The organism is Sulfolobus sp. A20 (assembly GCF_001719125.1).
In the GTDB taxonomy this organism is placed as follows: Archaea; Thermoproteota; Thermoprotei_A; order Sulfolobales; family Sulfolobaceae; genus Saccharolobus.
Genome location: NZ_CP017006.1, coordinates 1,303,552 through 1,328,706, shown reverse-complemented (window position 1 = coordinate 1,328,706; position 25,155 = coordinate 1,303,552). Strand labels below are relative to the sequence as shown.

Sequence of the window (25,155 nt, the reverse complement as noted above, 5' to 3'; positions counted from 1 at the left end):
TGATTGAACCCATCAGATATCAAAAATCTTATCAATAAAATGAAAATAGAGGAGAAGGTAGCACAATTAGGTTCAATTCAAGTAAATGAATTACTAGAGAACAATGAATTCTCAGAAGAAAAAGCGGAGAAATTATTGCGATATGGGATCGGGGAGATAACCAGAGTCGTAGGCTCAAATTTAAGACCAAAACAGGCTGGGAAGGTTATAAATCAGATACAACGTTACTTAATAGAGAAAACAAGGGTTAGGATACCTGCAATAGTCCATGAAGAGTGTTTATCAGGTCTAATGGGACCTACTGCTACACTATTTCCCATACCTTTGGCGTTGTCCAGCACATGGGATCTAACTACTGTAAGCAAGGTTACTAAGGCAATCAGAAATCAGACTACCATTTTGGGCATTAGGCATTGTTTGTCACCAGTCCTTGACCTATGTAGAGATCCTCGGTGGGGAAGATGCGAAGAGACGTTTGGAGAAGACGTATATTTGACGGCAAGTATGGCAAACGCTTATATCACTGGTCTTCAAGGAAATAATCAACTCATTGCCACTGCTAAACATTTCGTAGCTCATGGTAGTCCGGAAGGCGGGAGAAATACTGCACCGGTTAACGTCGGAAATAGAGAGCTAAGAAATGTTTATTTATATCCCTTTGAAGTAGCAGTTAGGAAATCTGAAGTATTATCCATAATGCCAGCCTATCATGAAATTGACGGCGTTCCTTGTCACGCCAATAATGAGTTACTACACAAAGTTCTAAGAGAGGAGTGGGGTTTTAAAGGAATAATTGTCTCAGACTATTGGGCAGTAAAATATCTAAACACGGTACATAGAGTAGCTGATAGTTGTAAAGAAGCAGGATTATTAGCACTTAACGCGGGAGTCAATATAGAGTTTCCCTCATTAGAATGTTTTAGGGAGTTAGAGGATGCCATTAGTAGCGGAGAAATTCCAGAAAAGATAATAGATAATGCCGTTGAGAGAGTTTTATACGTAAAATATCTTATAGGACTCTTTGATAATCCCTTTGTTGATGAGAGTAAAATACCAGAAATATTAGATAATAAGGAGCACAGGGAAATGGCTAGAGAAGTGGCTTCAAAATCAATTATACTACTAAAGAACGAGAATAATTCACTGCCATTAAATAAAAGCAATGAGAGGATCGCAGTTATAGGACCATTGGCTGATAACCCATTAGCGATGCTTGGCGACTATCATTTCCCGACTCATACTAGGACTTTTAAAGTAGACGTAAACGTAGTTACAGTATTGGAAGGGATTAAAAACAAAGTCAAGAACGTAATTTACGCTAAGGGATCTGAGGTGAATAAGTTAGATCTTGGCTTGCTTAACGAGGCTAAAGAATTAGCAAGCAAGGCTAACGTAATAATAGGAGTAGTAGGAGACATGTCTTGTATTTTCGATCCAGAGATGTGCACATCTGGTGAGGGAGTTGATAGAGCTGATATTGAACTACCGGAGCCACAAACGAAATTAATTGAAGAATTAAGTAGCCTTGGAAAGCCAATAATATTGGTAGTAATTGCCGGCAGACCCATGTCATTAGAGAAGATAATTAATAAGGTCGATGCTGTATTGTGGGCGTGGAAATTAGGAGAAGAAGGTGGTAACGCTATAGCCGATGTGATATTTGGAGAAGTTTCGCCCAGTGGAAGACTCCCAGTCTCATTGCCTAAAAGTACTGGACAAATACCCGTGTATTATTCTAGAAAACCATCATCGTTTGGAAAATATATCGAGTCTTCCTCTGATCCTCTATTCCCGTTCGGTTACGGTCTAACTTATTCTAAGGTCAGCTACAACAACTTCAAGATACTCACACCTGAAGTGAGAGCTGGAGAGGATATTAAATTAAGCTTAGAGGTTAAGAATGAGGGAAAATACGAAGTTGACGAAGTGATTCAAGTATATATATCTAGAAGAAAGAGTAATGTAGCTTTGCCAGTTAAAGAGCTTAAAGCTTTCATAAAAGTCAACTTAAGACCTAATGAGGTTAAGAAGATAACGTTCGCTATTCCTACAGATCTGTTAGCTTTTTATGATAAAGACTTAAAATTAATTCTACAATCCGGAGAGTATAAGGTTATTGTTGCTAAGAACGCGCTCGATAGTGTATTTGAGGGAAGTGTAAAATTAGTTGAAACTAAGGAGTTAACGAAGAGAAATAATTACTTCTCTTCTTCAAGCATTTCCTAGAGCCTCATCAATTTTTTTCATATCATCGTAAGACAATTTTATTTTAATAGCATTTAAATTATCATCTAGATGCTCTAGTCTCGTAACTCCAATAACTGGGATTATAGGTACGTTAAATTCTTCCCCTCTTTTTAGAAGCCAAGCTATACTAATTTGTGAGATAGTCGCATCTTTCTCATCAGCAATCTCCTTTAACGTAAGTAATACTTTAAGATGACTATCTCTAAAATATCTAGTTTTAAGTCTTTCATTTAATGAAATCCTAGTAAGTTCATCTACCTTCCATGTCTTATTATTGAAGTCTACATATTTGCCAGTTAGGAAGCCGTGGGCTAAGGGAGCATAAGCCATAATCGCAAGTCCAAATCTTCTAGCGATACTTAATTTATATCTCTCTACTTGCCTTTCTAAAAGATTATATAAATCTTGAATTACACTAAACTTCTCCAAGTTATATCTCTCACTTAATTCTAAGAATTCAATTATGTCATGAGCCTCATGATTGCTAACACCTAAGTAATAAACTAGCCCACGTCTTACCAAATCATTTAGAGTTCTGAGCGTCTCTATCTTAGGGGTCTCGTGATCTGTCCAATGTATTATGTAAATGTCAACATATTCAGTATTCAACCTCCTTAAACTTTCCCTTATTTGCCACGTTATATGCTTTCTAGACAATCCTTCTCCATTAGCCCAATTAGCCATCTTTCCCCTTACCTTGGTTGAAATTACAACAGATTCCCTATCCACTGAAGAAAGGAACTTACCCACTAATTTTTCTGATAAACCCACGTGTAGAGGGTCCGTTTCCCATAATGCCCCGTGATATACGTTAGCAGTATCTATGAAATTCACTCCCTCGTCGTAAGCCTTCTTAAGTATCTTTAAAGTAGTCTCTTCATCTACCTTATATACTCCTAATTCATCCTTCTCCGATAATAGTGGTAGAAACCAAGTGCCTAGGCATATTTGAGACACTTTTAATCCGCTATCTCCTAACCTAACATATTTCATACTATACATATCTCACCTTTCCCTTTTAAACATATTTAAGGGAAAACTTTTCTCGAGAATTCAGCTTATCTTTTTCTAATAATTTCAAAGTTAACTTAATATATACTTAGCTTTACTCTAATTTCCTCCTCACTATTGGGTCCTCCTGATTTTGTTGTAGGTTTATAGCTGAATTCTCTGATGATCCCTTTAATACTTGTTATTTCTAAAAATTTATTATCTAATCCCCTTTACTCTGTAAATATGAAGTGGAATTTAGGAATAATTTCAGACGAAATATCACAAGATTTTGAGCATTCTCTAAAGGTTATATCGGAACTAGGTGCTAATTTCGTTGAAATAAGAAATCTATGGAACAAAAATGTTGTTAGTTTAAGTGACTCGGAAATATCTGAAATGAGAAATTTAGTTGTAAAATATAATTTACAAATATCCAATTTGGATTCGTTCACATTTAAGACTTATATTGATGACGAGAAAGAGTATAGGGAACACTTAAACGTATTTAAGAAGGTAATAGAGTTAAGTAAGAGACTTGACTTAACTTACACTAGGATATTTACTTTCTGGTATGAAGGGGAATTAGACCATTATTTAGACAAGCTAATTGAGAGGCTTAGTGAGGCAATTGATATCGCTAAAACTGAGGGAATCATTATTGTAATTGAAAATGAGTATAGTTGCCTAGTCGGTAATGGAAGAGATTTAAAGACCTTATTGGATAAGGTAGATACAAGATGGGTTAAAGTATTATGGGACCCCGGTAATGCTTTCGTAGCTAGGGAAACACCTTTTCCTAATGGTTATGGACTAATAAAAGATCACGTAACTCACATGCACGTTAAAGACGTAAAGGTAATAAATGGTGGTTTTAAATGGATGCCTATTGGCAAAGGAAGTATTAACTATAGAAATCAATTAAGTGCTGTGAAGAATAAACCTATAGTTATATCTTTAGAAACTCACTATAGAAATGATAAGAATGATCCTGAAGAGAGTACTAGGGAATCCTTCCTAGGTATGAAGAAGATATTAAATGAGATAGAAGATTCCTTTTAGTTTGTGATTTTTAAATATTCTAATCTATTATAGTTTTTTCATAATCTATCTTAACTTATAATTTTCTGTCGTAAATAAAATTTTACTTTGTCTGTTAATACTTCATTATAAAGAGTATAAACATAAAATGATACTAAACGTACTATTATGTGAATAAATTATAAAATAGAGTTTATAAAGAATGTGATAGATATTATAATGTGACTTTCCATGTCTTCACAGTCTGCATTACAACAGATTTTAGACCATATAGATACTAAGAAGGTCACAAGGTTCTATTGGATAATTACCATACTGGCTGCAATAGGTGGATTCTTGTTTGGTTACGATACCGAAGTTATAGGTATTGCCTCAGTGTTCGTTCCCTACCACTTTACTGGTTTAGTTTTAGGATATGAAATAGCTAGTGCTTCACTGGGAGCAGCGATAGGAGCCATCATAGCTTACTTTTATACAGACAGGTATGGAAGAAAATCTCTGCTTATAGCTGATGCAGGAATTTATGCAGGAGCTGCAATACTTTCTGCGTTAACGATAAATGGTTTAATGCTCCTAATAATGAGGACAATTATTGGTATTGCAATTGGTGCTGATTCAGCTGTAGCCACAGCGTATATCACAGAATATGCTCCGAAAGATAGGAGAGGAGCTCTAGGCATAATGCAACAATGGATGATAACTATAGGTATTTTAGGCTCTTATATTGTAGGTTCAGCAATACTATTGATTGCACCTTCCTTAGCTTTCACCATAGATTGGAGGTTAATATTAGGAGTAGCTGCAATCCCGGCAATAATAGGCTTGGTTTTCAGATTCTTAATGCCTGAATCTCCTAGATGGTTATTATTAAGCGGGAAGATTGATAGGTTAAAGAATGACCTAAAAAGATTTGGGGTTGAGGTCGATGATACACTAATACAGAAGGCTATTCAAGAAGTTAGGAGTGAGGCTTTAGCAAAGTTTGATACACCAACAAAAAGGGCATTGATTGTAGTGGGCTTATGGATTGTTTTTCAACAAATAACGGGAATTAACGTACCTTTCTACTATGGACCTACAATAATATTAAATCTACATATATTTGGTAGTTCCTCAAACCCAGTTTATAGTGAAATATACTCAGTTTTAGCTGCCTCAGTACTCGCTGTTATAAACGTTGCTGCAACATTCATAGCGTTTAGATATATTGACAGAATCGGTAGGAGAAACTTAGGATTATCTGCTTATGCTGGTATGTTAGTATTTGATCTTTTAGGTGGTTTTCTCGTAATGAAAGGGATATTAATAGGGGCACTCATAGCTTTCGCTGGCTTCATAATATTCTTCGCCTATGGCGTAGGAGGAACCGGATGGCTAATTCAGGCAGAGTACTTTAAAACTGCATTAAGAGGTAGAATGGCAGCTATAATAGCTTTAATTGATTGGTTATCAAACTTCGCTATAATAGAGGTCTTCCCAGTGATGTTATCAACAATAGGTCTTGCAGGATCTATGTTTGTGTTTGCAGCATTCGACGCAATAGCCTTGATATTGATGTACTTCATATTGCCTGAAACTAAGGGATTGTCTCTGGAGCAAATTGTTAAGATGTTCTCAGAAACTTCATTATCACAAATGAGAAAAGGTAGAGAATCAGTAATTAAGATGGAAAGAAAAGAGGAAGTTAAGTGAAGGATCTAATTCATTTTTTTAAATTTCTCATATTAACCTAAAATTTGATTTTTAAGATTATTTAGTATTTTTATCTTAGATAAATCATTAAAATTTTCTTGCCCATTTGCTTCTCGCTGTGATACTTTAGTTCATATCGGAATAACTAAATTATTGCTCAAAAAATTTGTTATTACTTAATTCATTTAATGCTATCAGTAGTTGTGCGTGAACGAATGCTTGAGGATAGTTGCCAGTATATTCCATTTTTTCTACGTCAATATGTTCACCTATCAAATATAACCCACCAGAAGGTTTCAGCACCTTTCTAATTAGCTCTAGGGCTTCATCTTTTCTTCCTAATCTTAGATAAATTCTAGATAGCCAAATACTAGCAAGGGAAAATGGATGCATAGCTTCACCTAGAGAGTCTTTTGAATACCTCTTCACAAAACCTTTTACATGAAGTTCCTCTTCTACCCTTTTAAGGGTCCTTAAAAATATCTCGTCATTCACTTGAACGAAACCATATAGTGGCAAAGTTAGTAAATTAGCATCAACATCATTTGAATCTGAGCTTCTTACGAAGCTACCTTCCTTAACGCAATTCCTCATAATCCAATCCCTTAACTTATCTTTTTCTCCATAAGAGAGACCTAAAATCTTCTCAGCTCTATCAAGGGTTACCCACATCATAACCTTAGAGTGTGTATAGTGTAATGGCTTCCCTCTGTCCTCCCACATTCCCGCATCTCTCAGCATCCAATTTTTGGATACCCAATCCGCAATGTACTGTATCTTCTCTTTATTCTCCTCTATGAACACCTTGTCATTAGTCATGCTGAAATATTTATATATAGCATCAATAAGAAAACCCTCTATATCTAACTGTACTTGCGAGGCAGCGGCGTTTCCCACCCTAACTGGCTTCGAATCCTTATATCCTCTTAGCCAAGATATCTCCATCTCAGGAGGGGGATCGTTACCGTCTACGGTGTATAAAGGATGCAATAAAGGTTTAGACGTGAAGTTGACTAATCCTAGGAGAAAGTTAATTATTCTTCTAGCTTCTACTATATATCCGGAAAACAACAATGCTTCTGAGATCATCGCTGAATCCCTTATCCAGACGTATCTATAATCCCAATTTCTGCTTCCTCCCTCTACCTCTGGAAGAGAGGTTGTAGGGGCTGCTATGCTACCACCAGAAGGTGAATAAATTAGACCTAATAGTAGTCCTAAGCTTATCGACTTCATTTTACCTATCTCATCCTTATCGTCAACTTTTACCTTATTTTTCCAATAATTCAAAGTGAGGTTGAATGAATTCTCTAAATCTTTTCTTAACCTCTTACCTTTATGGAATGGACCATATGAGTAATCAGAACTGTAGACTAAGTAGAGTGTTGTCTCACCTTTAGTCTCAAATGAAGATGATGATAAGGACTTATCACTCATTAACGCTAAACATTCCCTAGATAAGGGGTTTAGAAATCTAATCCCGTTATCTTCTAGTTCCATAACTGGTCGATACAGTCCATAGTTGAACATAGGTTTAATATCAATTCTTAACGTTATTTCACTCCTTATCTTTCTTATTATAGCTTTTTCACCTATTGGCATTAAATCTATTATATCAGCTTTACCTTCCTTAGTCTTAAATTTAGTAAGTAATACGTTTGGGACGAGAAACTGTTGGGTAACTTCATATTCTTCCTCTCGTGGTAATATGCTAAATTCTCCCGCTTCGTTATCAAGTAGTTTCCCAAAGATTGAAGGTGAATCAAATCTGGGAAAGGCAAGCCATACTATTGATCCTCTGTCTATTAGGGCTGATGTCATCCCGTTAGATACAAACCCTAAGGGTCTCATGTCTTATATAATTATAGTACTGTATAATAAAAATGAGGGAAATTAACTCTTTTTTTTATAAATTATGTTTAAAAATTAAAAAAATTTTAACTTATTTTCTGTAACTCCAATAGAAAAGTATAAGGTCCTTTAAAAATAAATATGAGAACTTAAACATAAAACTATTCTGAACTAGATAACGTTATAATCAATTTAGTGAATTTGGAGAAAATGTAAAATTGGCTGTTATCGATGAAATTTCATCATTAAACCGGAAAATTTGCTACAAGATTTACCAGATCTAAGAAACATATATCAAAAATTTAAAAGATTCTATCATAATTTTTTAGCCTTATCTACGATAAGGAATAATGGAGAGACAGAGAGTCTAAGTAAAGTAGTTGTTAACAACATTATATTTATAGAAGCTATTACGCCATATATATTTTCTAATACTCCATAAATATATCCTCCTAGAATAGAACCTATAAATATGGCTGAACCTATGACCAAGTTATATAATGCTAGGTTGTTCTTCAGATTATATCTGGTAGATTTATCAAATAGGTATGCTATGAAAGTAATAGAATAAACACCATTCGTGAAGCCAGACAGAGCATTGGCTAAATATAAATAAAATACTGAATTAGATAAATAATAACTCATCGGATATATCGCATATGTGGAGCTTCCTAAAAACATGGTTAAAGTTCTTCTCACATCCGTAAGTTTAGCTATGATCCTTTGAAAGACAACTGTGAACACACCAGTCTCTATGCTCATAATGGCAACTTGTTCGTCATTCATATGGAATTTATATACTTGTGCTATGGGGAATATCGGCCATGCTAAGGAGAGAACCAAGTTAAACATGAAAGTGCTTACTAGAAACCTTCTAATTTCGTTATTTCCCTTATTTTTATTATTATCATCATTGTCTACATCTACCTCTATCTTATTAGCTACCAAGGAAGAAACATTTAATAAAAGACCAGAAGTCATGAAGAAGTATTTTATCAGTTCCGTGTCTTGTTCAGTTATTAATCCGGTAATGAATGTCGCTAACATACCTCCGATTGTCGTATAAACTAGGTAACTTGATAATGTTTTACCTCTATTGTTCACACTAACCTTGTTCATTATAAGTAGCCAACCGAAGTTAGCTATCCCACCAGTTATAGTGATTGCAAAATATATGATTAAAAATATCCAATTGAATTTGATGAAAGAACTTAGAATCCACAGTATTCCATTAGTTAAAGTTCCTATAAACAATAAAAACCTAGCCCTAGATTTAATGAAACTTAGAAAGTACTGTGAAATATTCGGTACTGCGTTAGTAGCTGCGGTAATTAAGGCTATCTGTTCAGAAGACATTCCAAAATAGGCTGATACGAAAGATATAAAAGGTGAGACCAAATTATTTGCTAGATTAGATAATATTGCGTAGACCTTAAGATACTTCAAACTACTTCTCTAGATTCTAGATAAATGTTACAATTTTAAAAGTTAACTTAATTACTTCGCTTCTCTAATGTTTTCCCAATCTGGAACAGGGGGAAGTAACTTCTCTTCACTTTGTATTAATACCTCTACTAGTTTGGGTCTCTCGTCCTTAAATATACTATTCATTACTTCCTCTATATCGTCAGACCTCTCTATCCTCATATAATCCAGGTTGAACGCAGAGGCGATATCGGAGTACTTTACCTCGCTTATGTCTGTACCTTGTAATATCCTTCCATATTTAGACAGCATAGCAGCCCTTATCCAACCAAAAGACTTATTGTTGAAGAGAAATATTTTAACGTTAACGTTTAACCTATTTATTGTCTCCAATTCGCCCATGTTAAAATATAGATTACCGTCAGTTGTAAGTGCGACAATTCTACGCTTAGTCGCTATATAAGCTCCTATTGACGCCGGTATTGCATATCCCAAACCACCTAAAGAATAGTTATACATTATTCTTCTCCCAGCTGAGTTCAATTTAAGATAAGCAGAACTATAGATAGCGCCAGTACCGGGATCAGAAACGATGTAAGTGTTATTATCTATAAATCTCGATAAATATTTAACAAACTTTATAGGGTTAACTAAGTTCATCTTCTCTTCAGCCAATGAATTTACGTAATCCTCGAACTCCTTCTTTTTCTCTATAAAGGTTGACAAGTCCCTTTTCCTTATCTCACTTATCATATTTATCATCTTCTTTAACGTCAATTTAGCGTCTCCTAAAAGCGGATAAACTTTATAGTTATTTCCAAGTTCACGCTCACTTACGTCTAATTGGATAATAATTGATTTCTTGCTCGGTATTCTCCAATCCCAAGTATTTGCTGAGTCAGTATTAGTTCCTATTAAAAATACTACGTCTGCTTCTTGTACCACGTTATTAGAGAACTTCGTTCCACCCCTAGCTCCTATCACAGCTAAAGATAACGGATGATTTTCTGGAAAAGATCCCTTTCCGGTTATCGTAGTTCCTACCGGTATATAAAGCGTTTCAGCTAATTTTATTACTTCTTCCCAAGCTTGGGACAATAAAACTCCTTGACCACAAATTATTACTGGTCTCTCAGCGTTTAATAATATCTTTAAAGCCTCAGCTATCCTTTCATCGTCTGGAGCAAACCTAAGCGAGGGATAGCTTGAATACTCAGTTTGAGCGTAAATTTCGTCCTCACTTACCTCTCCCTCATATACGTTCATTGGGATTCTAACCACTACTGGACCGGTCCTGCCAGTCGTGGCTAATCTAAAGGCTCTCCTCAATAGTCTTGGGAGGGAGGACGAGTCATTGACGTTAATGAAATCTTTTACATTATATGCTAAGTATTCTTTTTCATGTTCAGTCAGAACGTTTCTCTTCTCGTTATAGCTAGGAATATCGCTGACTATCATTATGATAGGTATTGATGAAATATTTGCCTCGACTAATGCTGGTAAAGTATAAGGTGCTCCCACTCCGGGGACTTCAACTATGCCGGGTTTAAAAGAAAATCTAGCATATGCGTCAGCCATTATTACAGCATTTCTTTCATCCCTGGCAAATACGTGAGAGACTTCCCTCTCATAGTCGGACCAGTATTCGTATAGGGGAAAAGATGTCTCACCAACTAGACCAAATACGTTAGTTACGGAATACTTTTTTAGGAGTTCTAATATAGCTTTAGAGGCTTTCATAATTTAATAATTAAATCATAGCTTAAATAATGATTATTCACGGAGTTGAGGGAAAGCCTCGCCATTTATGACGGGATGGAAGTCAGCTCACTAGAGACGGAATAGGGCTTAAGTACCTCCTACATTGTTTCCACTATTAAAAGCTATAGAATTTTTTGAACTGAGTTTTTTGTCAAAACATTTTACTGTTAAGTTTATTACTTTTCAACTAGTTAATTTTTATCATGGGTTATGTTGACGCTCATACCCATGTTTGGTTTAAGGAAACTCTTCCGCAAGAGTTCTTTAATAATAACTCTGGTTACGAGTTTTCTCCTCCTAATGTCAATGATATTTTGAAGGAGATGAATGATGTTAACATTGATTATATAGTAATTATAGCATATCCATCTAGGGAGATATGGAGAACTAAGGAGAACTTTCCAGTAAATATGATTAATTTTCTTAAGGATTATAGTGATAGATTTTCAATTGTAGGTGGAATAGAGCCTAACAAGATATCATTAGATGAGGCTAAGTATTTGTTGGGAAAACAATACGAAGCGGGAATTTCTGGATTAAAACTACATCCTGTTCATTCTCATCTCAAGCCCAATGCTTACAGAGAGGAGGAGGGAGGGCTGAAACAGCTTAATTTGATGTATGAATTTGCTCAGGATCACGACTTACCAGTAATAATTCATACTGGAACTAGCATGTTTAATAATGCTAGAAACAAATATGCTGACCCAATCTTTGTAGATGATGTTTCAGTAGACTTCCCTAAGCTAAAAATCATCATGGCACACATGGGAAGACCAAATTACGTTTCAACTGCATTTCAATTAGTTAGAATTAGGAAAAACATAATTGCTGAAATCTCTTCAATACCCCCAAAGAAGCTACTGGACTATTTACCTAGAATTGAAGAAATTGCCAGCAAAACTATTTATGGAAGTGATTATGGAGGTCCGGGTATTAAAAGCATTTCCCAAAACTTAAAGGAATTTTTGTCTATTAGTATAAGTGATAAAGCTAAAGAACAAATTGCAAGTAAGAATGCTAAATCGATATTCAAACCTCTAAGTGAGCTAAAATGATAAACAGTTTTTACTCTTCCTAATCTGGCAAAGTTACCCTCACTTCTCTATTTTCCTCAGAGGATTTATATATTGCGTCAATAATTGAATGGAGTACAACGCTCTCATATCCAGTAATTGGAGGTACTCTATTCTCCATAATGCTTTTAACAAAAGACTTGACCATTTCAAAGGGTAGATCAACCTTTCCTAAATGTGGCTTAGTATCGACTAAAAAGTTTTCAGTCCTACTATGGTACGAAATATCAACAATTGCCTCATTTCCAATCCCCTCCAATCCTCCCTCATCCCCTAAAATTCTAATATAACCTCTTTCTTCGACGTGAGAAACATTTCCAGCCCAACCTACTTCTAGAACGAAACTGATGTCTTTCTCTAGCTTAATGTAGGCGATAGCGTAATCGTCCAAATTAAAGCGTTTTGGATCCCAAGTTCCCCAATTAAATTTTGTCTCTTCGCTTTTATTCCCGAATTTAGTATAAACCTTACCCATAACGCTTATTGGCTTCCTAAATTTAAGTATAGATAATACGTTATCAATTACATAACATCCGATATCTAAAAGAACTCCTCTTCCACCAGATAACTTTTGATCTATAAACGTGGGAATACCGGGAATTCCTCTCCTCCTTACCAAATATCCATAAGCTACATAAGGTTCACCTAATTTTACTTCCTTAGCGAACTGAATCGCTGGAGAAAATCTAGTCCAATACCCCACCATTAGTTTTGCTCCCTTATTCTCAGCTGTCTTAACGACTTTGATCACTTCCTCTAGATTAGCACCGAGGGGCTTATCAACTAATGCATTAATTCCCTTACTTAAGACGTCAATTGCTATATTAGCATGTGTACCAGTTGGTGTGACTATACTAACAGCATCTAACGCCTCTTTCTCTATCATTTCCATGTAATCGTAATAACATTTAACTTTAAATTGTGATGAAATCTCTTCACATCTTTGTTTATTTATATCGCTTACTGCTGACACTTGCACTTGATCACTTAATCTCGTTAAGGGTATTAAGTGTCTATTCTTACCATGTCCTCCAACTCCAATTACGCCGTACCTTATTTTTTCAACCATAATAATATAAAACTACGTGAGCCTATTATCTTTTGGTTTGCTTATATTTTACTAGTTATATTAAAGTATAAGGATAGATAGATTTAAAAACTAGTAGTTAAACTTATACTTTAGTGAAATAGAATGGCTTTACTTCAATTCAAACAAAAGCAAAAAAGTAATGAGGAGGAAACAATAAACGAAGAGCTGATCTCTATAGATAAATTACCAGAGGAATACCTAAAGTTGGAATATCCTAATGAATGGAAATACCTTCAGAAAGTGAGGAGAAATAGCTACTATTATGAGATAATTTAAAAAACTTTTTACTACATACAAGTTTTGTATACGTCTAATACAGCTTTTAAGTCTCTTAGTGCTATCTCTGGAGGCATGGGAACTGGCTCATTATTTTCCACAGCTTTAATGAAACCCTTTATTTCTTCCTCTATCGGATTAACTTGATCTACTTTTACTACCTCGCCATTAAAAACTAGATCTCCAAATGGTTTACGATTTATCCTCGTGTTAGGATCTTCTATTATACTACCATTTTCTCCATGTATTTCAAAACCGGGTACTTTAGGGGGCTTAGGAACTGACCAGCTATAAAGTATTGTGCCCAATGCGTTGTTCTTAAACTTGAAGAGAGCTATTGTAGTGTCTTCTCCTTCTATTCCAGAGAAGTAATTATTACATAATCCTAAAGCTTTTTCATAATCCCCACCAAGATTAAGAAGCGTGTCAATAAAGTGTACTCCTCCATCTATAAAGGCTCCTCCTCCCATCTTTTCCTTATTCGTCCTCCAACCTTTAGGTTGATATAAGTGGGTAGACCTTACTATTATTAACGATATTTTACCCAATTTAGGCATAATTTCCCTAGCTTTACGTACAGAGGAATCGAAGAAGAACTGTTCTAAAACCATAAATTTAACTCCATTTTCCTTTGCAGTATTAATTAACTTTTCTCCTTCTTCAATAGTTCTGGCTATTGGCTTCTCTAACATCAAATGTTTTCCACTCCTCATAGCCTCTACTCCCATTTTTAGATGTTGATCGTGGCTTACTAACAAATCTATCACATCAACATTAGATCTTAAAATGTCCTCATATTTTGTGAAATAGCCCGTTGCATTGAATTCTTTCATACAATCTTTTGCCTTTTGCTCATCCCTACTAAACACATAGTATTCTATACCTCCAATATTTCTCATTGCGCTTAGATGGATTTTACCGAAACCGTTACATCCTACTACAGCTACTTTCATGAATTCTACTATAAGTTGCTAGAATATAAATATTATTTTTAGTTTTCTTCACAATTTTTTGTAGGATTATTACTTGGTTTAAGTCTTTTTACCCTTGAGTTTAAAAAATAATATTTATAAATTTTCACAAAGTTATAGTCTTATCATGAAGAATACTCTGCTGTCAACTAAGTTCTCTATAGAGATAAAGACTGATCTCGATAGAGACCTTAAGTTAGGAGAGGAAGTAATCAAAATAGATGGAAAAACAATTACAGTATACGATTCGAAAAGGAATCTGATATTACGCGTAGATAACGTAATAAAACTTAGTGTAGAAAGTGGAATTACTATTAGCAAGTTAATAGCTTACACTTCGGATGGTAAGAGTGTAGAAATAGCTTACTTTACGAAGAAAAAAGAGGAAGTCTTTAAGAGATTAGCTGATGCTTTCAACAGAAATGAGCAAATAGATATTAAGGATGAAGAGGCTTCAGATATTCATAAAGTAAGTATTAGTACATTGAGGTGGCTCTTCAGTATATCATCTAAGTATAGGAAGACAATGATATTAGGCGCCATATTATCATTAATAACTACTGGGCTTAACCTAGTTCCACCTTACTTGTTAAAAGTATTGATCGATAGCGTTTTGTTATCAAATACTCATTCCCCAGCTTTGTTTGAAGACATAATAATTTTCTTAGTCTTAACTTATTCTAGTCTTGCAATTGTTTCTTCAATACAAACTAGAACACTAAACAATTTAGGATCCAGAATAATAAATGATTTAAGGGAGATCCTTTATAACCATGTTATTAGACATGATTATTCGTTCATAGAGAGAATATCTCCAAGTAGAATTCTATCAAGACTTACTACAGATGCTGGGAACACTAATTGGTTATTAGTATGGGGTTTGCCAACACTAGTAACTAACCTGTTTACCATAATTGGTATAGGTGTTATACTTTTCACCCTAGATGCTACTCTGGCTACTTTCATCTTGATCCCTATTCCAATAATAGTTTTAATGATAATAAGATATAGAAGAAAATCCCATAGATTATACCACAGAAATTGGAGGAGAAGTGCTGACATAACTTCAAGAATAAATGATACTGTTCCAAACTTCCTAGTTGTTAGATCATTCTCCAAAGAAGATTATGAAAGCAAGAGATTGAGAGAGATGTTGAACAGGTTATATGAATCTAGTGTTTCGATAAATAAGATGAACTCTTATTATTGGCCTCTAATGGGACTAGTGGTCAACTTATCAACCGTAATAATTTGGTGGCTAGGAGGGCATGAAGTTATATCCGGAGTTATAGAATTAGGTATAGTAACTGCTTTTATAGCTTATGTATCCCAGTTTTACGGTCCAATAAATAATCTAAGCAATGTTTTACCTTTCATACAACAATCCCTAACATCAGCTGAAAGGATAAGAGAAGTATTGGAAGTAAAGCCCCAAATTTCGAACTCAGAAAGTCCTAAGAAACCCAAGATGCCAGCTGAAATAGTTTTTGATAAAGTTTCCTTTGGTTATGACCCTCACTTTCCTGTAATAAAAAACGTTAGTTTTATGATTAAGCCTGGAGAAAAGGTAGCGATAGTAGGTAAAAGCGGTTCTGGTAAGAGTACAATTGCTAAACTCCTTTTGAGATTTTATGATGTTGATGAAGGAAAGATAAGCATAGGTAATGTTGACGTTAAGGAAATTGATCTTGAGTATTTAAGAAAGAAGATAGCTTACGTACCTCAAGACGTAGTCCTATTCGATACTACAGTAGGATACAACGTTGCTTATGGTTCCGATAACGTTGATGAGCTGGATATAATAAGGGCTTGTAAAATTGCCAAAATACACGATGAAATAATAAAATTACCATTCGCTTACGATACTATTCTAGGGGAGAGGGGGACATATTTATCGGGTGGACAAAGGCAAAGGCTAAGTATTGCAAGGGCTATAATAAAGAACCCTGACGTATTAATATTCGATGAGGCTACATCGAATTTAGACGTAATAAGCGAGAGAGAAGTATATGAAGCTATGATTAACGTATCACAAGGTAAAACTGTGATCTTGATAACCCATAATGTTCACGAAGTGATGAATGCAGATAAGGTAATAGTGTTAGATAAGGGTAAGATTGTAGAAGAGGGAACTCCGAGAGATTTATTGAGTAAGAAAAGTGCTTTCTATGAAATGTTTAAGGATCAAATCAATGAGGAGAACATTTTTACGAAAGCTAAAGAGAAGAGGAACCGAGAAGATCAATTGAGAGTCGTAAGAGACTTAAAAGTTTATCCCACTAATAGGTCAAGTAGGGTTAACGTTCAAATAGATGGTATAGTATATCATGACCTAATTCCTAAAATGTTATTTCCAATTACTAAGCCTACATTTATAGGATTTTATGACGAAAATGGAAAAGAGGTACTATTGCTAGAAGATTATACTAAGATTACTGATGAAAATTCTAGAGAAGTATTAGAAAGGGCTATATCTTATAATAACTTAATATTCAAAGTTAATAAAATAAACGAAATAAATATAAAGGGAGATCAACTCGAATGGAATTTAATAACCGATAGAGGTGGAGTTACAACATATACTTTGGGTAGGAGAAATGTTGTTGTGTTTGATTCTAAAGTAGTTTTAATAGATAAAAATGATAATCTATATGAAATTGATTTAAATCAGTTAGACAAGAAAAGCCTTAATTTACTTCTAGAGACTGTTTAGCCGACTGCAATAACCAAGCTGGAATATCTATTTTAACTTCTTTACCTTCCATAGCCGATTTATACATACTCTCTAATATTGCTACATTAATTGCCCCTTGTTCCACTGTACAAAATGGATACGGTATTTCGGCTTTCTCAATAGCGTTAATAATTTTACTCCAGACCTCTTTATATACGCTTCTTTGCTGAGTGGTTAATGGATTAGAGATGAAGAATTCATCAGCTATATTTCTCATAAAGTATAAGGAATTATCTATATGAATTCCACCCTTATTACCTAATATTACTATTTCCCTCTTGCTCTCTTTAATGTAAGAAGCCCAGCTAGTTTCTATATACACTGAAATACCGTCAAGATCTAGAAACGCTGAAGCGAAGTCCTCCACCTCTACCTTATCTTTAGGTAAGGTAGGTGAAGGATATGAGGAAAACTTAGTCTTATCTTGAGAGAAGACGTAATGAGTTCTAGATACTACGCTTTTAGGAGTTGGGAAATCTAAGAAGAACATTATAAGATCTACTAAGTGAGTCGCTAAATCAAAAATTACTCCCCCTTTAGCTAAATCCTTCCTTATAAAGGTAGACGAAGTGGGTATACCTTTTTGCCTTATATATAAGCTTCTTACATGATATATATTACCTAGTTCACCGTTTTTGATCAATTTTTTAGCAGTAAGGGAGTTTTGTTCAAATCTAAATTCATGACCTACTACAAGAATCTTGTTCTTTTTCTTAGACGCTTCAACTAACTTTAATGCTTCCTCAAAAGATGTAGCCATCGGTTTTTCAACATACACGTTAGAGCCGTTGCTAAGAGCATCTAAAGCAATTTTAGCATGAAGAGAGTGAGGAACTGCTATTAAGACTAGGTCAGGATTTTCGTTTTTTAACATATCTATGTAATCAGTATATCCTTTACAGCCAGTCTTTGAAGAAAAATCCTTTACTCTCCTTTCATCTATATCTACGCATGATTCCACTTTAACTCCTAGCTCTGATAACGCTGGTAGATGCCCATAGGTAACCCATCCACCTAATCCTATAATGCCTAATTTCATGTTATATAATTATGACATACGTTTATAAGCCTTTGATTTATCTTTTCATTTATTCTTCAGAAATATTTAGTATTTATTAATAATGTTAGAGTTTTCAGCCTTACTCCTATCTCTAACGGTCAGAAATAATAATGACGCTAAAATCCTCAAAATACCAATCATTAATAACATTAAATCGATACTGAAGACTAAGCTAAGATGGCTGGATAGTATTTCAAAAAAGACACTCGATAACGTAGATCCTATCAACGCCGCAAAACCATTAAACATATTATATAACGCTATATTAGCTCTTTTTTCGTAGTAGTTAGAGTTATCAAATAAGTATGCCGTATAGGAGATCGATGCTGAATTTGTAAAACCAGATACTAGATTAGCTAAGTATATTTGATATGTATACGTTGAAAGTGCATAAGCCAAAGGAAAAGTAGCTAAGGCAAATCTTCCAAAGAACATAACTCTTCTTCTATGCTTGTCTACCAATCTTCCTACTAACCTTTGCAAGGCTACTGTTGACAGACCGCCAGTTAAATTAATGATAGCTATTTGAAACTCGTTCATATGGAATTTATATACTTGAGCTAGGGGAAATATTGGCCATGCCATTGACCAAATTAATGTAAAAATGAAGCTTGCTAATATAAACTTTCGCATTTCAGAATTATTGAGAATAAGATTTTTAACTGAGGTTTTACTCTTAATGAATTTGACGTCTACGTCTAATCTACTTATCACAAAGCAATTTATTATGTATATTATTCCCCCAATAATGAAGAAATAATCCATGAGAGATAGATCATCTTTTACTATTAAGCCCGTAATAAGCGTAGCAACTAATCCCCCAATATAAGCGTAGAAGTTATAATAAGCTAATGTAGTTCCTCTTTTAGTTCCGCTTACCTTGTCTAGAATCAATAGCCAACCAAAATTAGCCACCCCCAATAGTGCAGCAATTATAACATATATTAGCACAAACATGGAATTGTAAATTCCTAAGGCACCGATGGTTATCCATAGAATTCCGCTTAACAGATCCCCTATTATTATCATTCTCTTTGCCCTTATCGATAAGTTAGCTAATATATATTGCATTATTCCAGGGAATGCAGTATTAGCTGATGAAACTAAAGCCAAGAAAGGTCCTATAATTCCATTTGATGCACTAAAGAATGATATGAAAGGGTTTATGAGGCTCGTGGCAAGATTGTTAAGTAGAGCGTAAGTTCTCAGAGGTCTCAATGAGGGTCATAATGACTACTTAATATGAATTAATTTTAAATTTAACTCCTAATTAATTCGTAAAAACACTTTTAAGTTAGGAAAAAGTTTAATTTTAATCCAAAAGCTTTAGAATAATCTCTGGCTTAATTGGCATCGTGTAAATGTTCTTATTCACTGCATCTTCTACTGCGTGAAGAATAGTAGGTGTTGAAGCTATCGTAGGCAATTCACCTATTCCCTTGGAACCTATTGGAGTATCGGATTTTGCTAACGCTAACGACTTCCATTCAACTTTTATGCTCTCTACAGCCGTGGGTATTACGTAATCGGAAAAGTTAGAAGTTATTAAAGCTCCTTCTGGAGTGTAGACCGTTTCCTCATATAGAGCTTGTGAAATTCCTTGAAGAGCTCCTCCGTGAACTTGACCTTCAGCCAACAATGGATTCACAACTATTCCTACGTCATCAAATGCTTTGTAATCCAATATCTTGACAAAACCAGTTTCTCTATCAACTTCTATTAATGCCATATGGAGACCGTATGGGGAAGTGTATAGGTTCATAACGTAAGAATACTCCTCCTCGGGTAAGACACCCATATGAGTTGAAATACTTGAAGCTTCAGCTAAAGTCACAGATTTGCCACTCTGTTTATGAATGAATTTTCCATTTTCATAAATTACTTCCTCTGGTTTAACACTCATCCTCTCCGATACTATTCTCAATAGTTTCTCCTTTAATCTCCTAGATGCCTCAAATACTGCTGAACCACCAACAGTTACACTTCTACTTCCTGCTGTTAAATCACCTTCAGCTATTAGGTCCGTATCTCCCCATAAAACATCAACCTGGCTAGGATCTACCTCAAATATTTCAGAGGCTATCTGGGCAAAGGCTGTAGCATCACCTTGACCATGTGGCGTAGTCCCAGTTACTACTTGTATCCTACCATTAGGCAGTACCTTAACCTTCGCTGTAGAGAAAGGACCGAAAGAGGCTATCTCGCTCACTATCGCAATACCAACACCAGCTAGCTTACCTTTACTCCTTAGCTCATTTCTTCTCCTCAGTAATTCATGATAATAAGGCTTAGCTATTCTTAACATTTCCCTATACTTTCCACTGTCATAAACTATACCAGTTGGTAATTTGTAAAAATTCACGTCATCCATTATATTCCTTTCTCTAATTTCAAATTGATCAATTCCTAGCTCTCTCGCTCCAAGGTTTAGAATTCTCTCTATAAAATATGTAGCTTCAGGTCTGCCAGCTCCCCTATATGCTCCAATAAATGTTTTATTGGTAGCTATTCCTAATACCTTCACCTTTAACGCATTTACCTTATACCTTCCTATCAATAACCTTGCTGCAGTGGTAGCCATGCCAAAGGAGTCCCCATTAATCTCTGGTATTGGAGCACCTAAGTCCATAATTAAAGTACCTTCAATGCCTAACAGCCTACCCTCAGAATCGAAGGCTGCCTTAAATTTAAATCTCATATCTCTTCCATGGTTAGTAGTTTGCATATCCTCAGACCTAGTGTTAAACCATTTTATTGGCTTGCCAGTAATAACTGATAAATATGCTACTATAAATTCCTCTGGATAATTAATTATTTTACTTCCAAAAGCTCCTCCAACAAACGGTTGAATAACCCTTATATCATAAACACCATAGTTACCTAGTAAAGCTGATAGCCCCTTTTTCAAATCAAATGGAGTCTGTGTACTACTCCAGACAGTTAACCTTCTCCCATCAAAGTAAGCCACAGCTCCTCTAGGTTCCATTGCTGAAGGGATTACCCTTTGGTTAACCAATTCCCCTTCAACAACCTTATAAGCTTTCTGAAACGTCTCTCTAATATCTCCCACTTCTATTTCATCTTGCATTACGATATTAGATTCTAAGTCACTTTTAGCCTTATTAACATCTCTCAGTGCTTCTTCTACACTTATAACCGCTGATAAAGGCTCATATTCTACTTCAACCTGTTCTGCTAAATCTCTAGCTTTATACTCATCCTCAGCTAATACTACTGCCAATGGTTGTCCTTGATAGATTGCCTCGTCTTTAGCAAAGCCTACAATGTTAGGTAAGTTCTGAGCTGTATAACATAAGGAGTTAGAAGGGCATCTAACACTTTTTATTTTCGCGTGGGCATATTGACTTCTTATAAATACGGCATAAAGGGCTCCTCTAAAGTCAATGTCATAAACGAACCTACCTCTTCCAGTGATTAATGGTGGATCTTCTATTATTCTCCTCAATGCTTTTCCTATTGCTTGAGTCATTGTTATACCTTAACGCTATCAATTTATTAAACTTTATTAAAGGAGGACTAACTAAAAAATAATATACAAGTTTTCATAATACGCTACGTTTCAATGCTTAACAAGTTAAGATTAAGTATTTATATGAAAGAGTATTTACCTTACGTCTTGAAGTGAAGCTCAATTTTTATAATTTATGAAATTTTATTATGTCGAGCAGGAAGGGCCAGAGCCAACCCCAACGTTGATCCCCTTTATACCCCTATAAATCCCCATTGCTCTGGCCCTCTTCCCACTTGACTATAAGTTAGTAGTGAAGTTAAAAAATTTTACTTTCATCATACTAAGTAAAAAGTACATATTCTATAATTATAGTATATAAACTCTATTCCGTCCCTCTCCACTCACCTTTAGCTACCTTTGGAATAAAATCTTCTATTTGCTGAGGACTGAAATTAACCTTCTTTCCTAATTCAGCTGACAAGTAAGCATGCATCATTAACTCAACTATGAATAGTCCATCATACCAGTTTTCCGTTGGCATTCTACGAGCTAGAAACGATTCCACCATGTGTCTATCCTCCCCTTGATAACCATAAGTCACTGCCTCATCTGGGATTACGGGCATAAGTCCTTGTTCCGCGTTTTGCTTCTCCACAAAAGCTTCAGATTGAGGTATCTTTACATTTCTACTAAAGAAAGTAAATAGCTCGGGTTGAAGTGTATTAATATTTAAACTGTACTCTGGACCTAATACTTCAACAGTCAATCTTAAACCAGCACCGACGAAGTTCCATGAGGTTCTAGTCTCAGATATAACTAGATTATCTTCATTATCCTTATAGTAAACTATCGTGAGGGCGTAATCTTCAGCTTGTTCCTTGTCGAAATCTACGTTATATTTTTGTTTTAAGTAACTAACATACTCCTTCTTGTTCCACTTTAAAGTAGCTATCTCGCTATAAACACTTACGGGTTTCAATGAAGATTTCTCCTTATTAGGGTCTGTGAGAACGTATCTTGTGGTCTCTAAACTATGGCAAGTCATATCTAACAAAGCTCCTCCACCGGAAATAGTGGGCTTCCAAAACCAGCTGTTATGAGGACCAGAATGCTCCTCTGCAGCTCTAGCTAAATAAGGTCTACCAGAGCTCTTAGCACCCATTTGCCATAATAACTCTTTCCCCTTAATGACTGATGGCATAAATACTTGGTTTTCCAAGTACCCGTGAAGTAAGCTCGCTTTCTCAACTAGCCTTATCATCTCTTTAGCCTCCTTAACGTTTCTAGCTAATGGTTTCTCTATAGCTATGCCTATAATATTGCTTTTACCTTGATTTACCTCCTCTACTATTCTTCTCGTGTATTCTAAGTGAACGTTATTTGGCACGGTAAGCCATACTGCATTTATATCCTTATCGCTCAGCATCTTACTTATGTCATCGTAAACTTTAGGTTTACCTACTCCTAATTCCTCTGAAATCAAAGAGAATTCCTTAGCTGATTGAGGATTTCTGGAATATACAGCCCTAACTTCAACGTTTCTCACACCTACTAATCCTCGTAAGTGAAAACGGGCTGAGAAACCACTTCCTAAAAAGGCTATTCTCAAGTGCATAGAATAATGATAGAGATTAAAACTAATAAAGATTTTAGAGTTTTATTTTTCAAATTATTTTGAAACTCTAATCAAGCAAGCAGACTTAGGAGCTAAACTTATTGTTTCTTCTTTAACACAACTGTCAATATCCTCTACAATTCTCGCATCAATTTTTACTTCCTTATTCTCCCACGAGTGATTAATAACTCCCAATAAGTCATCTTTTTCTCCCTCTAAGAATTGAAATTCCACCCCGGAAACATTTGAGATGTACTTCTGGGTTACATTAGTTAGTTCTGCTAAGTATCTATAAAACTTTAGTAAGTTACCGTTAATACTCTCTCTGGATGATGATATTAGCTCAAAAGGTATGGTTGAGAGCACTGCATACCCTTTTCCTCTCTTTGTTAAGAATATCCTCCCAATCCCTTCTTCATCTACACCAATTACGCTAGCATCTTTCTCCTTAAATGAGTACGTTAGTAGTTGAACTTCTCCTCCTATGTTAATTTCCTCAGTATTTACAAATCTAATCGCTTTGGGTATTTTTACTCCTTTACTCCCTGCCTCTAATTTAGGAACTACACCAAATATCTCCTCCCACAGATGGGTTGCTGACATATGTAAACTCATTGCGGTGGAAAAGTATAATGTAGAACCATTCTCCACTGCCCTCAATAATCTCCTCCAAGTAGTGTTAAGTAACCTGGTTATCGATGGGACTATTATTAATTTATATTCGTTAAGATCATCATTTTCCCTAGAAAAGGTAACTTGTATGTTTGATAACCTAGCTAAAATGAAAGCTTCGCTAAGTGCTCTAACGAAATCAGATCTTTTTGATTGCTCTGGTACAAATTGAAAATTCTTGTAAAGCCAAGTGGGCACGAGAATGGTTGCATCTCTTTTAGGTATGTGATATTTTCCTATTTTTCTGCTGGAGAAACTCTTAAGCTCCAAGGCAGATCTCTTCAAACTCCTATCTTTCCTCACTATTCCATAAGTCAGCTCATGTGGCTCCCAAAGATAAGGTTCGTCCTCTTCTCTAGCAAAATCTGAGAAACACCATACTAGTGCCCCTTTAGCCCCATAAACCAAAGCTCCCCTTAATATCAGTCCTACGAACCTGCCTACTGACTCCTCCGAATAAACTGCTGTTGGTAATCCGAACTCCTCTAAAATTACTGGTAATCCAGAGCTTCTATCATACTCTATTGTCATGAAGTATTGCATTGTAAGTCTAATGGGATCATTATCGTAGAGGTAAATATGTGGAGAAGCGTAGTCTACAATGCCTTTTACGTTCTCTGGCTTTAGGAAAGTGGGAGAAAATGGAGAGACAGAATCACCTAAGGAAACTAAATGTTCATTGTCTATACTTTTTATTGCATTATATATTTCCCTTAACCAAATAAAGAATTGTTGATCGCTTTGAGGAATTTTAACAAGAGATATTTCATTAGTTAATACCCATCCCAGTAATGCCTTATGCGACTTGAAGTGGCTTACTATCTCTGTTACAAATTTCTTAGTTAGTTCTATTTTGTCATATATTGAATTGTCCTCATCCCAAGGTATTCTCCAATTCTTACCACTCATATGACCTACGATAAGGGTAAGTAATACTTTTATTGAGTTTTTCTCTGCTATATCTAAGAATTGTGATAGTTTGACCTTACATTCTTCCTTGAAATTAGCTTCCTTATCTGAACAATCTTCATCAAGTATGAAAGCCCTTATCGTATTAATACCTAGTTCTTTCATTAATTCAAAGTCCTCATTAATTTCATTTACATTAAACCTACTCCATACCTTTATATTGGAATCAGATGGCCAATAATTTACTCCTATAATAAAATCTTCCATGTTAAA

17 protein-coding genes are annotated in these 25,155 nt (G+C 35.2%); 6 read left to right on the top strand and 11 right to left on the bottom strand.

The features are described 5' to 3' along the window. The first annotated feature begins 3 nt into the window (after nt 1-3). Nucleotides 4-2,226, top strand: a complete 2,223-nt coding sequence (locus tag BFU36_RS07155; RefSeq protein WP_231961280.1) for a glycoside hydrolase family 3 N-terminal domain-containing protein — start codon at nt 4-6, stop codon at nt 2,224-2,226. On the opposite strand, the gene BFU36_RS07150 is transcribed toward BFU36_RS07155, so the two are convergent. Next, nucleotides 2,212-3,240 carry an aldo/keto reductase gene (locus BFU36_RS07150; protein WP_069282963.1) on the bottom strand — a complete coding sequence of 343 codons (1,029 nt, stop codon included), beginning with the start codon at nt 3,238-3,240 and terminating at the stop codon, nt 2,212-2,214. The genes BFU36_RS07155 and BFU36_RS07150 overlap by 15 nt on opposite strands. A gap of 243 nt (nt 3,241-3,483) precedes the next feature. Here BFU36_RS07150 and BFU36_RS07145 point away from each other — a divergent pair, with 243 nt between their 5' ends. Continuing rightward, complete coding sequence (locus BFU36_RS07145; protein ID WP_069284652.1) at nt 3,484-4,299, top strand: sugar phosphate isomerase/epimerase; 816 nt, start codon at nt 3,484-3,486, stop codon at nt 4,297-4,299. Nucleotides 4,300-4,509: 210 nt separating this feature from the next. Then, nucleotides 4,510-5,970 carry a sugar porter family MFS transporter gene (locus BFU36_RS07140; RefSeq protein ID WP_069282961.1) on the top strand — a complete coding sequence of 487 codons (1,461 nt, stop codon included), beginning with the start codon at nt 4,510-4,512 and terminating at the stop codon, nt 5,968-5,970. A 150-nt stretch (nt 5,971-6,120) separates the two neighbouring features. Here BFU36_RS07140 and treH1 read toward each other — a convergent pair whose 3' ends face one another. From treH1 to BFU36_RS07125, 3 genes are all read right to left on the bottom strand, one after another. Further along, complete coding sequence (treH1, locus tag BFU36_RS07135; RefSeq protein ID WP_069282959.1) at nt 6,121-7,821, bottom strand: alpha,alpha-trehalase TreH1; 1,701 nt, start codon at nt 7,819-7,821, stop codon at nt 6,121-6,123. 315 nt (nt 7,822-8,136) lie between these two features. Further along, a complete protein-coding gene (locus BFU36_RS07130) occupies nt 8,137-9,267 on the bottom strand; it encodes an MFS transporter (RefSeq protein ID WP_069282957.1) in 1,131 nt (376 codons plus the stop codon). Nucleotides 9,268-9,318: 51 nt separating this feature from the next. Beyond that, the gene (locus BFU36_RS07125) at nt 9,319-10,986 is read right to left on the bottom strand and encodes a thiamine pyrophosphate-binding protein (RefSeq protein ID WP_069282955.1); all 1,668 of its coding nucleotides are present in this window, start codon (nt 10,984-10,986) and stop codon (nt 9,319-9,321) included. Nucleotides 10,987-11,210: 224 nt separating this feature from the next. Between BFU36_RS07125 and BFU36_RS07120 the strand changes: the two genes are divergently transcribed. Beyond that, nucleotides 11,211-12,065 (top strand): amidohydrolase family protein, encoded by an 855-nt coding sequence (locus BFU36_RS07120; protein WP_069282953.1) that lies wholly within the window; start codon nt 11,211-11,213, stop codon nt 12,063-12,065. 19 nt (nt 12,066-12,084) lie between these two features. Here the strand turns inward: BFU36_RS07120 and BFU36_RS07115 are convergent, their stop codons facing one another. Next, nucleotides 12,085-13,152 (bottom strand): Gfo/Idh/MocA family protein, encoded by a 1,068-nt coding sequence (locus BFU36_RS07115; protein WP_069282952.1) that lies wholly within the window; start codon nt 13,150-13,152, stop codon nt 12,085-12,087. Nucleotides 13,153-13,275: 123 nt separating this feature from the next. On the opposite strand from BFU36_RS07115, the gene BFU36_RS14075 reads away from it, so the two are divergent. Then, nucleotides 13,276-13,449 (top strand): hypothetical protein, encoded by a 174-nt coding sequence (locus BFU36_RS14075; RefSeq protein ID WP_197490545.1) that lies wholly within the window; start codon nt 13,276-13,278, stop codon nt 13,447-13,449. Between the two features lie 11 nt (nt 13,450-13,460). On the opposite strand, the gene BFU36_RS07110 is transcribed toward BFU36_RS14075, so the two are convergent. Continuing rightward, nucleotides 13,461-14,402, bottom strand: coding sequence for a Gfo/Idh/MocA family protein (locus BFU36_RS07110; RefSeq protein WP_069282950.1), 942 nt, complete (start codon nt 14,400-14,402; stop codon nt 13,461-13,463). Nucleotides 14,403-14,547: 145 nt separating this feature from the next. On the opposite strand from BFU36_RS07110, the gene BFU36_RS07105 reads away from it, so the two are divergent. Then, nucleotides 14,548-17,133, top strand: a complete 2,586-nt coding sequence (locus BFU36_RS07105; protein WP_069282944.1) for a DUF1854 domain-containing protein — start codon at nt 14,548-14,550, stop codon at nt 17,131-17,133. Here the strand turns inward: BFU36_RS07105 and BFU36_RS07100 are convergent. From BFU36_RS07100 to BFU36_RS07080, 5 genes are all read right to left on the bottom strand, one after another. After that, nucleotides 17,108-18,193, bottom strand: coding sequence for a Gfo/Idh/MocA family protein (locus BFU36_RS07100; protein WP_069282942.1), 1,086 nt, complete (start codon nt 18,191-18,193; stop codon nt 17,108-17,110). The two genes, BFU36_RS07105 and BFU36_RS07100, sit on opposite strands and share 26 nt — an antisense overlap. A 66-nt stretch (nt 18,194-18,259) precedes the next feature. Continuing rightward, complete coding sequence (locus tag BFU36_RS07095; RefSeq protein WP_069282940.1) at nt 18,260-19,432, bottom strand: MFS transporter; 1,173 nt, start codon at nt 19,430-19,432, stop codon at nt 18,260-18,262. Nucleotides 19,433-19,526: 94 nt separating this feature from the next. Further along, nucleotides 19,527-21,704, bottom strand: coding sequence for a xanthine dehydrogenase family protein molybdopterin-binding subunit (locus BFU36_RS07090; RefSeq protein WP_069282938.1), 2,178 nt, complete (start codon nt 21,702-21,704; stop codon nt 19,527-19,529). A gap of 364 nt (nt 21,705-22,068) precedes the next feature. Next, the gene (locus BFU36_RS07085; RefSeq protein WP_069282936.1) at nt 22,069-23,301 is read right to left on the bottom strand and encodes a Gfo/Idh/MocA family protein; all 1,233 of its coding nucleotides are present in this window, start codon (nt 23,299-23,301) and stop codon (nt 22,069-22,071) included. A 54-nt stretch (nt 23,302-23,355) separates the two neighbouring features. Continuing rightward, nucleotides 23,356-25,149 carry a DUF4434 domain-containing protein gene (locus tag BFU36_RS07080; protein WP_069282934.1) on the bottom strand — a complete coding sequence of 598 codons (1,794 nt, stop codon included), beginning with the start codon at nt 25,147-25,149 and terminating at the stop codon, nt 23,356-23,358. Between the last annotated feature and the right edge of the window lie 6 nt (nt 25,150-25,155).